Origin of the sequence: Leptolyngbya sp. FACHB-1624, assembly GCF_047649235.1 — a bacterium.
GTDB lineage: Bacteria > Cyanobacteriota > Cyanobacteriia > Leptolyngbyales > Leptolyngbyaceae > Leptolyngbya > Leptolyngbya boryana.
On the sequence record NZ_CP180258.1, the window covers coordinates 6,408,297 to 6,420,327 of the forward strand.

The 12,031-nt window shown below is 45.2% G+C and carries 9 protein-coding genes; 4 read left to right on the forward strand and 5 right to left on the reverse strand.

Features of this window, described 5'->3' with window-relative positions; all coding sequences use genetic code 11:
• The first annotated feature begins 99 nt into the window (after nt 1-99).
• The 4 genes from ACMUEV_RS30470 (at nt 100) to ACMUEV_RS30485 (ending at nt 6,043) form a co-directional block, all read left to right on the forward strand.
• Complete coding sequence (locus ACMUEV_RS30470; protein ID WP_190652233.1) at nt 100-3,621, forward strand: NB-ARC domain-containing protein; 3,522 nt, start codon at nt 100-102, stop codon at nt 3,619-3,621.
• Between the two features lie 253 nt (nt 3,622-3,874).
• Nucleotides 3,875-5,491, forward strand: a complete 1,617-nt coding sequence (locus ACMUEV_RS30475; protein WP_190652234.1) for a B12-binding domain-containing radical SAM protein — start codon at nt 3,875-3,877, stop codon at nt 5,489-5,491.
• Nucleotides 5,492-5,528: 37 nt separating this feature from the next.
• Nucleotides 5,529-5,756, forward strand: a complete 228-nt coding sequence (locus tag ACMUEV_RS30480; RefSeq protein WP_190652235.1) for an addiction module protein — start codon at nt 5,529-5,531, stop codon at nt 5,754-5,756.
• Nucleotides 5,753-6,043, forward strand: coding sequence for a type II toxin-antitoxin system RelE/ParE family toxin (locus tag ACMUEV_RS30485; protein ID WP_190652236.1), 291 nt, complete (start codon nt 5,753-5,755; stop codon nt 6,041-6,043). The genes ACMUEV_RS30480 and ACMUEV_RS30485 overlap by 4 nt, the downstream gene beginning before the upstream one ends.
• A 109-nt stretch (nt 6,044-6,152) precedes the next feature.
• Here ACMUEV_RS30485 and ACMUEV_RS30490 read toward each other — a convergent pair whose 3' ends face one another.
• The 5 genes from ACMUEV_RS30490 to ACMUEV_RS30510 form a co-directional block, all read right to left on the reverse strand.
• Nucleotides 6,153-6,563 carry a PIN domain-containing protein gene (locus ACMUEV_RS30490; RefSeq protein ID WP_190652237.1) on the reverse strand — a complete coding sequence of 137 codons (411 nt, stop codon included), beginning with the start codon at nt 6,561-6,563 and terminating at the stop codon, nt 6,153-6,155.
• On the reverse strand, nt 6,553-6,792 hold the full coding sequence (locus tag ACMUEV_RS30495; RefSeq protein ID WP_190652238.1) for a hypothetical protein: 240 nt from the start codon (nt 6,790-6,792) through the stop codon (nt 6,553-6,555). Before ACMUEV_RS30495 ends, ACMUEV_RS30490 begins: the two co-directional genes overlap by 11 nt.
• 167 nt (nt 6,793-6,959) lie before the next feature.
• Nucleotides 6,960-7,181: a DUF2281 domain-containing protein gene (locus tag ACMUEV_RS30500; RefSeq protein WP_190652239.1), complete on the reverse strand. Its 222-nt coding sequence runs from the start codon at nt 7,179-7,181 to the stop codon at nt 6,960-6,962.
• Between the two features lie 305 nt (nt 7,182-7,486).
• Nucleotides 7,487-8,983 carry an IS5 family transposase gene (locus ACMUEV_RS30505; protein WP_242044591.1) on the reverse strand — a complete coding sequence of 499 codons (1,497 nt, stop codon included), beginning with the start codon at nt 8,981-8,983 and terminating at the stop codon, nt 7,487-7,489.
• A gap of 133 nt (nt 8,984-9,116) precedes the next feature.
• The gene (locus tag ACMUEV_RS30510; RefSeq protein WP_190652240.1) at nt 9,117-12,029 is read right to left on the reverse strand and encodes an AAA-like domain-containing protein; all 2,913 of its coding nucleotides are present in this window, start codon (nt 12,027-12,029) and stop codon (nt 9,117-9,119) included.
• Nucleotides 12,030-12,031 lie beyond the last annotated feature (2 nt).

A 12,031-nucleotide genomic window follows, 5' to 3' on the forward strand; every position in this document is an offset into this window, starting at 1 on the left:
TTTAAAGAATATCTTGCGAAATGCCGCAACTATTTTGTTTGATTTTTGATGAGAGAGGTCTTAAGTTCATGTCAGGGATAAATTCATCAGTTTGACAGCATGGATATTGACGCAACACTAGCCTTTACTGATCGACTTGTGTTTGAAAAAATTGGCATACATCTGAACGATCTGCAATTGGCAATGCTGCGATCGTCTTGGTCGTGGGAGCGTCAAAGTTATGACCAAATTGCTGATACTTATGGCTATTCAGGAACTTATCTAAAACACGATGTTGGTCCAAAACTTTGGAAATTGTTGTCAGAAGTTCTGGGTGAAAAAGTCAATAAAACCAGTTTTCGAGCCGCGATCGAGCGACGCTTTCAAGCTCAAGAACAGAAACAACCAGTCATTAGCAAACAAATCATTCAAGCTCAAGATTGGGGCGATGCTGTCGATGTGAGTTTTTTTTGTGGGCGAGAGCATGAGCTATCTCAGTTACAGCAGTGGATTTGTGAGGATCAATGCCGCTTGATCTCAATTGTTGGGATCGGCGGGATGGGTAAAACTTCGCTCTCGGTGAAACTTGCCAAACAGCTCCAAAACCAGTTCGACTGGATCATTTGGCGATCGCTCAGAAATGCTCCATCTGTTCAGGAATTACTGCTAGACGTGATTCAGGTGTTATCGAGTGAAGCAATTTCTAATCAGCGAGATGTGACGATTTCTCGATTATTGCAAGAAATGCGATCGCGACGCTGTTTACTCGTACTGGACAATGTGGAGACCATTCTACAAGGGAATCAGTATCGCAGTGGCTATGAGCAATATGGAGAATTATTTCGGCAGCTTGGAGAAACCATTCATCAAAGTTGTAGTGTGCTGACGAGCCGCGAGAAACCTTATGAAATTGGTATGCTAGAAGGCAATGTGTTGCCTGTACGATCGCTGATGTTGCGCGGCTTAACGCTTGCAGCGGGACAGCAGCTTTTGCAAATTAAGGGAACCTTTCGCGGCACAGAGACGGACTGGAGCCGATTGATCGCCGGATATTCAGGCAATCCCTTAGCCTTGAAAATGATTTCCACGACGATTCAGAATTTATTTGATGGACAATTAGCGGATTTTCTCAGCCAGGATGCTTGGGCATTAGGCAATATTCGATCGCTAATCGAGCAACAATTTCAGCGGCTCTCAGAGTCAGAAAAGACGGTGATGGATTGGCTAGCAGTGTACCGTGAGCCAGTTTCATTTTCAGAACTCAAAGCTGACATATTTCCGCCGCTTTCAGTGCAGCGATTGATCGAGATTTTAGAACTCCTAGAGCAACGCTCTTTAATCGAAAAGGTGAATGCGAAATTTTCGCTCCAGCCTGTGATCATGGAATACGTGACTGATTGCTTGGTGGAAAAAGTTTGCCAAGAAATTCAAACCGGAGAGCTGCTCCGCTTAAAAACTCACGCATTGCTCAAACCCCAAGCTAGTGATGATGTTCGAGAGGCTCAAATTCGATTGAGTTTGCAGCCTGTAATCTCGACTTTACAAGCAAATTCTCCAGGGAACATCGAGCATCTTTTGGTCGATAGAATTCACCAACTTCAAGATAATCCCGTATCAGATATCGGCTATGCAGGTGGAAATCTCTTAAATTTACTTTGTCAGATCCAACCTCGGCTGAAGCATCATGACTTATCTGATTTAGCAATTTGGCAAGCAGATTTCCGCCAGGTGAATCTCGATCGAGTAAACTTAGCAAATTCTGATCTCAGTCGTTCCGCATTTGCAGACACATTGGGCGTGGTCTTTACGGTTGCTTTTAGTCCCGATGGTACTCAGTTAGCTACAGGCGATGCTGAAGGAGGATTGCGGCTTTGGCAAGTTTCTTCTGGAGAACCGTTATTAAATCTTTCAGGACATCGGGGATGGGTTTGGGCAGTTGCTTTTAGTCCTGATGGAAGCTTGCTAGCAAGTTGTAGCAGCGATAAAACAATTCGGGTCTGGCAAGTCGAGACTGGTGAATGTTTGCAAGTTCTTCGAGGTCATACTAGCGCGATTTGGTCTGTTGCTTTTAGCGCAGATGGAACTACGATCGCAAGCGGTGGCGATGAGCCGACTGTTCAACTGCGAAACGTTAAAACAGGAGAATGCTACCAAGTTTTAACGGGTCATACGGGTCGAATTCTTTCGGTTGCATTTAGCGCGGATGGTCAGTATTTAGCGAGTGGCAGCGATGACCGAACTGTGCGAATTTGGGCTATGCAGAGTGGCGAATGTCAGGCAATTTATCAGCAACATCGCGATCACATTTGGTCAGTTTCGTTTAGTCCTGATGGTCAACTGCTGGCTAGCGGAAGCGCGGATCATACAATTCGATTATGGGCATTAGAAACGGGTGAATGTTTAAATGTCTTGAGCGAACATCGCGATCGAGTGCGATCAATTACTTTTAGCTCAGATTCTCAACGATTAGTCAGTAGTAGCGATGATCAAACGATTAAAGTTTGGGACACCCAAACCGGACAATGTGTGCAAACACTCAAGGGGCACACAAATTCTGTCTTCTCAGTGGCGTTCAATCAGTTAATTGCCAGCGGTAGTACTGACCATACTGTTAAGCTTTGGGACACTACCACAGGTCGCTGTTTAAAGACCCTCACAGGCTATACAAACTCTATCTTTTCGGTCGCATTTCACCCAGATGGGCAATTGCTCGCGAGCGGGAGTACAGATCGCACCCTTCGGCTCTGGTCAATCCAGTCAGGAACTTGCTCGAAAACGCTACGAGGACATCAAGATTGGGTCACTTCAGTCACCTTTCATCCGAACGGAGAATGGGCTGCGAGTAGTAGTCTCGATCGAACTGTTCGGATTTGGTCAGTTGCAACCGGGGAATGCCTCAGACAATTACAAGGACACTCAAATTGGGTACAGTCTGTAGCATTTAGTCCGAATGGTCAGATCTTAGCGAGCGGCAGCGATGATCAAACGATTCGGCTCTGGTCGGTCGAAACTGGACAATGCTTGGAGGTTTTAACCGGACATTCGAGTTGGATTTGGGCAGTGACTTTTAGTTCAGATGGCTCAGTGATTGCGAGTAGTAGTGATGATCAAACGATTCGGATTTGGTCAGTGGAAGCAGCGGAGTGCTTGCACGTACTACAGGGACATACAGGGCAAATTCAAGCGATCGCTTTTAGTCCAGACGGAACGTTACTTGCCAGCGGCAGCGGAGATGAAACCGTCAGAGTTTGGAATGTTCAAACCGGGGAATGTGTGCAGATCTTACAGGGACACGAAAACAATGTCTGGACAGTTGCTTTCAGTTTAGATGGTCGTTTTTTAGCAAGTGGAAGCTTAGATCAAACCGTGAAACTCTGGGAAACTGAGCATTTTGCTTGTGCGAAAACACTGCCGATTTTGATGCATTCGGTCAGATCCTCGATCGCGTTTCGCCCAGGCGAAGCAATGACGATCGCAACTGGAAGCCATGATGGAACAGTTCGGATGTGGGATTTGCAAAATGAACAGTGTTTGCAAACATTCATCCCCGATCGCCCCTATGAAGGAACAAATATTCGAGGAGTAACCGGAATTACTTCTGCACAGAGATTAGCGCTGAAAGCATTAGGCGCAACAGATTAATTCTGCTAACATCAAGCGTACAGTTAGCTCTACCGTTGGTTACTCCTAATCATTAGACGGAATTTTGCCTCTACCCTTCGGAAGATATTGAGTCTATCAATGCACCTTTCGTTCCTGATTTCAGTAGGTCAGTTTGTAGCTAAGACAACTTGAAGCAAACTCGAGTGCTGTATTCGCCAATCAACATTCCAGCATTAACTTGATCCTGCTAATATTCAAACAACCTCAGAAATAAGTTCGGGAGAGATTTGTAATGACAAGTCTGCTTGGGTCACCCAATGCTGTTGCTCCTCAATCCCAAAATACCCGGTATCGTCCGACTACCCATCGCCGTATTCTCTGCATTTTTCCAAAGTACAGTCGGTCTTTTGGAACCTTCCATCACGCCTTTGGATTAAAAGGCGTAAAGGCTTTCATGCCTCCCCAAGGACTTTTAATTGTTGCTGCCTATTTGCCTTCAGAATGGGATGTACGTTTTATTGATGAAAACATTCGACCTGCTTCCCGCGCTGATTATCGTTGGGCAGATGTTGTGATTGTCAGCGGAATGCATATCCAACGCCCACAAATTCAGCACATTAATGCACTTGCTCATCAAGCTGGAAAAATTACTGTGCTAGGTGGTCCCTCAGTTTCAGGCTGTCCAGAATACTATCCTGACTTTGATATCTTGCATCTCGGCGAATTAGGAGATGCTAGCGATCGCATGATCGAATATCTCGATCGCCATCATGAACGCCCAACTCAGCAACTTCGGTTTAAAACTATCGATCGCTTACCGCTTGCTGAATTTCCCACGCCTGCCTATGACAAGCTCAACTTAAATCAATATTTTCTCGCCAATATCCAATACTCAAGTGGTTGCCCATATCAATGTGAATTTTGCGACATTCCTGCCCTCTATGGTCGCGATCCCCGCTTGAAAGCACCTCAACAAGTGCTGCGAGAACTGGATGCCATGCTAGAAGCTGGAAATCCTGGAGCCGTTTACTTTGTCGATGATAATTTTGTGGGCAATCGTCGAGCCGTTGCGGAACTTCTGCCGCACCTGATTGAATGGCAAAAATCGAACGGTTATCCGGTTCAGTTTGCTTGTGAAGCAACGCTGAATCTCGCACAGAGTCCAAAGCTCCTCGAAATGATGCGCGAAGCTTATTTCTGCACTGTCTTCTGTGGCATTGAAACTCCAGAACCAGAGGCGTTACGAGCAATTTCTAAAACGCAAAATCTGAGTATGCCGATGCTCGAAGCAATCAAAACTTTGAATCAATATGGCATGGAGGTTGTTTCGGGGATCATTTTAGGATTCGATACGGACACGGCAGAAACGGTCGATCGCATTTTGGAATTTATTAAGCGATCGCAGATTCCGATGCTGACAATCAATCTGCTCTACGCTTTGCCAAAAACACCACTCTGGAATCGTCTACAAGCTGAAGGACGCATTGTTTCAGAAGTCGGACGAGAATCGAATATTGACTTTCTCATGCCCCATGAAGAAGTCATTGCGATGTGGAATCGCTGTATTAGTGCTGCTTACGAACCCAACTTTTTGTACGAGCGATTTGCTTATCAATGCCAACATACTTATCCGAATCGGATCAAAGTTCCGAATAGTCCTGCACGCACCGCTCCAGATAAAGTTCGTCGAGGTCTCACAATGCTTGCAAAAATCTTGCTCAGAGTGGGAGTTTTTAGTAACTATCGCAAGACATTTTGGCAAATGGCATTTCCTGCCCTGAAAAAGACAAAAATCGAGCAAGTAATTCACATTGGCTTAGTCGCCCACCATCTCATTCATTTCACTCAAGAATGTACGAAAGGTGCTGAATCTGCTTCTTTTTATTCTCAAAAACTTCGAGGGAAGTAGTAAGCTAAAGATAGAATCTGGCAGCTGGCTGATACTCATGAAATCGATCGAGCAAATTACCGAAGAACTGTTGTCACTTCCTAGTGCTTCTAGGGCGCTTCTAGCTGAGAAATTGGTAGAAAGTTTGGAATTTGATACTGATCCAGCGATTCAGAAGGCTTGGACATCAGAGGCAAAGCGGCGGCGGGATGAAGTGAGAAGCGGCAAAGTTGAACCGATATCAGGGGAAGATGCTCTTGCTCAAGTAAGACAGCTATTTGAATGAAATACGTCTTTCATCCTGAAGCACTAGCAGAATATGCTGAGGCAGTTCAATATTACAATCGGCAACGCCCGGAAGTTGCACAAGCTTTTATCAATGCAGTTGAAAATGCAATTTATCGGATTCGGGAATCGCCTGAGAGTTGGAGCGCGATCGAAGAAGATGTGCGGCGTTGTCTGACGCAAAGGTTTCCTTACGGAATTTTATACACGATCGAGGAAGATTATCTTCTCATTCTTGCGGTCATGCACTGTAGTCGAGAACCTGGCTACTGGAAAGAGCGCAGATAACGATTACTCATTAGGCAACGGCGCGATCACTTTCAACTTCTTCCGTCTGATGACAAGATATCTTCTGATAAGATTTCAGGCGATCGCACTTCCTCAACGATTACTTTTTCTAACTCGAAACTGAGGTAATTTGCAGTTCTTTGACCCGATGCATTGGCTTCGTTGGTCTTTCTGTTGTTATAAATTCTTCTGCCTGAACAGAAATAGCAGCAGCAATATGAAGGGCATCCATTCCTGCTAGACCATAGGTACGGGCAACTTGCTTTCCGGCTTGAATGATGGCATCAAAATCATTTGCCCAAATTGTGACGGCATTGAAGAAGGTTTCATAAAATTGTGCTTCTTCTGATCTCTGATGATAGATTGCTTTGGGCAGCGTTTCTAGGCGTACAAATTCACTGGATGCAAATTGGATTGCCGGGTTGTTGAGCGTTTGAAGCGCGCGAATGCCCACTTGATCTAACCCTCGAAAACCATTGATCAAGATTCCAGAATCGAGATAGACAATCTTAAGGCTCACGATATCCGCCCCGTCGCTCTGCCAGTTCTTGTTCGAGTTCTTCTTCGGTGAGTAAATTCATGCCATTTGCGATCGCACGCTGCCGAATTTCCCACAATTTCTGGGCGAGAGGCGTTTGAGGGATGAATTCGGATTGAGGTTTAAGGGATTGGGCAAGTTTCAGAACTTCTTCTTGAGACTCGGGAGGAAGTTTGCGCCAATATTGTAAAAGCAGTTCTTCTTTGCTCATTGCACTCTCTCGATTCAAGCGATCGTACTTCTAATTTTACTCAGAATGTTGTGGTGCTGAATGCGATCGTTTTTTCGGCAAACCATCTACAGCATTTCAAGCATGATATTGGTCGTTTCGGCTGAGGAGTGCGACTAGAAAACCTGTGTCAGCAATGACAGATTGACTCATGATTGTCCGAACCCTTGGAGGTAGGATGGATTGGTCGATAGATCAGGAGGTAGGTCGGAAATTGCGCCGATGAGATCGCTTGCGGCTTCTAGTAAGGTTGCCGAGTGGGTCGTCTTGGGTTGGCGACTGGCGAGAAATTCAACAAAATCCAGGACTTCTTGTTGAGCTTCTGGTGAGAGTGTGCGGAATTGTTCGAGGACTGCTTGTTCGATGGTCATCGTCGATCGTGAGAGAAGGGATGTATTATTATGGCGAGATCGCACATTCTCGTAGCGATCGCAGTTCTAAAACTCAGCGATCGCAGTTCTTCAATTTGAGCATTCACGGGGCTATTTTTTGAATTTTGTCACGGGGTTCAATCGCCCACTTGAGATTGGGGGTCTAGCTCGATCGCCCTAACTCTTCAGTTTCTGATGCCGCAATCACTATTAAATGGCGCAGAACAGAAGACAAATACTACCTAGGGCTTGCTGAAAAAGTCGGAAGTGAAAAAGTTGGAGCAAAGTAGAGCGCATTCGGTGCATCATGATGAGATCGCGAATTGCTCTTGCTCTGGTTGTCGCGGTGTTCGATGCAATTCACAGCCATCTTTGAGCCAAAACAGGACTACAAAAAAGACAAAAAGAAGGTGCTGGAGCCACCGCTCCAAGTTCATCACTAAGAAGGTGATAGCAATCGTACATTCAGCCGTGGGAGCGAGTTTTGCCATGACACGACCCAAGCTAAAACGGCGCTTACCTTGCCCAAACTTGCCTTCAATCTGATTGCGAACAGCGGCATCGGCTCGGACTTGTTTGCGGATTTCTGCTGCATCTTGCGCCTTGGGTCTACCGAGCGGTTTGCCGCTTAATCGAATGCCGAGTTCCCGACAGAACGCACGATTGGCGCGAGTGCGATAGATTTGGTCGGCATGAACCGATTCGGGATAGTGTCCAAAGCGCTGCTTAAACTGTTCGACTTGAGTGGTGAAGTCCCCCGACTCGTTGAAGTTATCCCAACTGAGACGGTCGAGAAAGACATTGCCATCGACGCAACTTGCCGAGAACTTCGCGCCAAATTCGACTGGAGTGCCTGCCTTACCGCGAACGATGGGACGGATATGCGGTTGCGCCAGAGTGACAATCCGGTGCTCAATCCGATGTTGACGTTGGTCATACATCGATTGTTGTTGTCGGTACAACTCAGCAATCACCAGCAGCTTGCGATATAAAGATTTGTCCAGTGCCGATAAGGTTGCTCCAGCTTCGACTAACGCATCAAGGTGGGCGAGATTGCGCTTGATATATCCCAACTGCTTGCGAATCGCTTTCCGCATTGTCTTGCCACGAGCTTTGCGTTGCTTGGTGACGCTCAGATATTCTTTGCGTGCCTCCTGTCGATAGGTGCGAGGTTTGTATGGCACAGCCGTTCTCACTTGCTCATACAGCAGGTCAATGATGGCTTCTGTTGCTTCACGGGCTTCGTTCAACAAGCTCAAATCAGTCGGATAGCGAATGTCCCCCGGCGCACAACTGGCATCCAGGATCAGTTGTCCTTGATTAGGCGGTGGCTCATCATCGTCATCCTCATCTTGCTCGGAGTCATCCCCGTTGGCAGGAATCTCAGATTTGCTCTGTTCCTGGCACGGCAGGACGATGGCTTCATTGATGCGTCCCACGAGATCTAAAGTCAACCGTTTGCGAAAATGCACGAACATTGAACTATCAAACGGTGCGCTGTCACTATATTCGGACAATCCCAGAAAGAACTGTAAGTACGGATTCTCTCGGATCTGTTCCACGGTTTCGGCATCACTCGTGCCCAATCGTTCTTTGATGATCAAGGCTCCTAATGCCATCCGAAACGATTTCGCAGGTGCGCCCATCCCTTCGCTCAGTTGCTCGGCATACTCCGCTTCAAATTTGTCCCACGGAATCAATGCTGCCAACTTCACCCAACGGTTCTCCCCAGACAGTTTGCCCCCAAAGGGTAAGTAGAAGTTCTCAAATGAGAGCTGTCCAAGGGTGGAACGACGGTACATAGTAGAATCAGATGCAAGGTTTTTGCACGGTTTATAGTGCTTTATCTTGCATTTTATCAGCAATTGATCCCGCTGGAACTCAGTCACCGACAGCTTCTTAGACTTTTTCAGCAAGCCCTACCTATAAGATGATTTAAAGAGGCTTAAGTAGAAGATATCTAATTAAGTAATAAACTGATTGCAGAAGAAATCCTAATAAACACCAAGCTATTGCAGGATCGTTAGTGCCAATTAATTTTCCAAGGTTACCACCGATATGGTCAAAAAAACTGATTGGAAACGAAACAAAAAGCAATATAACAGCTACTGTATTAACTACCATGTATTGAGCAGATTGGACTACTAGAGAAACTGCCGGAAAAAGAATATAACTAATGATGTAAAGACTACCTAAAGAGAGTGCCGCTCGAACACAAATACCAAGGCTCTTCATCAGAGGGCTTGAGTCGTAATCATCATCATCAAACTCTTGCATCTCATAGCTCAAAGCAGAGTCAGAGTCATTTGCTTGTTTTGTACCTAAAACGAACATCCATATCTTGATAATGAGCCACCTTAAGATCTCTTTCATATCCTCTATGTAGTTAGATATGAGGCAATATTTTCTGTATATAAAGGCAGCTAAACCAGCAAAGCCAATAGCCAAAACTGCTGTAGCTAGGAATACGACAAAAGGTTTCTCCGAAGTTACTAAGTGGAGCATTTCCTCATAAGACTTATATGGTAAATAATGCGGATAAAAATTTCTCAGCCACAACCGAGTCATCCACATAATGGCAGCTGTAAGGATTGCAGAAATGCTATATTTTCCAATTGCTTTTTTCCAATTGTATGAAACTCTGAATTTAATAGGAATACTAAGCTTCTTAGTACCAATAGCTAAAAATATTGTTTCTTGATAAAGCCGCACATTTTTTGCCTGATTCAGGTTAGGAATAACACGAATCTTTAGTTTATCTTGCTCATAAATAGTATTCGATTTGCGCCTAAATTGTTTACTACTCACGACACCAAGAACTTGCACTAGTAAAAGATCAGTTGTTGTAACTTCTACTCTAAGTTTCTGAGCAGATACCAACTCTAATTCAATATCTGTAGGTGTAGCATCTTGTCCCTGTAGAAATGTCCCCAAGTATTTCTCACTGGAATCAGAGTAAATTTGGAAATCCTGAATCGTGTAATATATTGGAACATCATACGTTGAAGAGACTTCAACAGGAATACAGACAATTCGCCCTTGATATTCTCCTGGATTAACATCTAGCGTATCTAATAGAATTGTCAGTGAATCAAGCGAGTTAAATTGGTGAGATTCTAGTCTTAGCCCAGGCATACTGCCTACAATTTCGACTTTTCCCCATACAAAACCACGTCCCTGATGATTAAATTTCAAAACAGCATTCTTCTGTTCACCAACCATTAGGTTATGAAACTGAACAGTGTTCGGTTGTAGTAATATCTGAGGATATGGCATTATCCCCACCCTTTTACAAAGTTCTCTGACAAAGAGTTCTAGTCCTTTTCGAGTATCACTTCCTCGGTAAGTATCAGTAATTATCTTTGTGGATTGAGCCAGAACTGTGTCTCCTAAATTTCCGAGTAACCAGGTTTGGAATGAACCATCGAACAGATATTTTTCGGCTTCACCTATATACTGGTCGCATAGCTCAATTAGAGCAGAAATTGAATTCACTTCCTTTGTCCCGAACTTAAATGCTCTAGATCTAAGAATTGCCTCTTTCTCTTTAATCTCCTGTCCCAATTGAAGTTCTAGCTCCTGAAACCGTAATCGTTGGCTTTGTGCTAAGAACTGATTATCATCTTGCGTCAAAAGTTTTCCTTCTGCCCAATCCAGCGCATCGTGTAATGCCTGTCCTCGCAGTAACCGAGACTCATCCTCGCAATTTGATAGTAACCAGGCTGAAATTGCTTCAGCATACGGACGCAACTCTGCCAAAATTCGTTCAACCCAAGCTCGATCGAACACTGCTGCATAAATCCGATTATGCGGTTTCAGTTGCCCTTGATCTTTCACCACCAGCCCAGACAACCGTAATCGAATCTGTTCTTCACTCTCTGTTGCCGAAATCGTCTCTTGTTCCAAAACTTGTTGATACAGCCCCAAAAGTTGTCCCTTACGTTCATCCTCCCGCATCAACCGATTCTGAATCGTCCGCAAATGCTCTGGCTCATCCTGTCCTTCCCAATTCTCAATCACTCGAGACTGTACGAGTAGTTGCACTCGTTCCGCTTCCTGTCCTGCCGAAATCCAATCCGTTTCTGATTGCACAACTTGACAGATTTTTTGAGTCAGAAAAGGTTGTCCGCATGTCCAATCGAGGATGGATTTTAGAACTGAGATCGCATCTTCCGCCTTTTCTTGCAACCCCTGTGCTAACGGTTCCGCCTCATGCAGTTGCAACCCTCGCAAATCAATCGATCGACCAATATTAAACGGCGTTCGGCTCTTGTCCTGAATCAAATCCGAAGGAGTTGCGACCCCTAGCAGTGCAAACGTCAGCCGTCGATACTCTGGATTTTCCGCCCGTTGGTTATAGCAAGTCCGAATCAGCGCAAAAAAGTCATCCTTAAAGTCCAGATTCAGAATGCTATCGATCTCATCAATAAAGATCGCGATCGACGACTTTACTTCAACCAGCAAAACCTCTTCAATAAACTGACTCAAGCGATCGACTGGAGATGCTTCTGCTCGTTCTTGCCACCAAGTTTTCAAATCGATCGACGTTTTAAACGATCGCGCCAATCGCCGCATCACACCCCAATACCACTCTGATGCCGTGATTCCCCGACTCCCGATCGACGTAATATCAATCTGACTACAAGCGATCCCCTCTGCTTCCAATCTTCCAACCGTTCGCACCCGCAGACTTGACTTGCCCATTTGGCGAGAATTCAGCACATAGCAAAACTCTCCAGCTTTGAGTGCCTGATAAAAATCCTCATCCGCCTGCCGCACCCCATAGCTCGGTGCATCCCGATCCAAACTGCCGCCAACTTTGTAGTAGTGATTGGATGTCGTGTTCATGG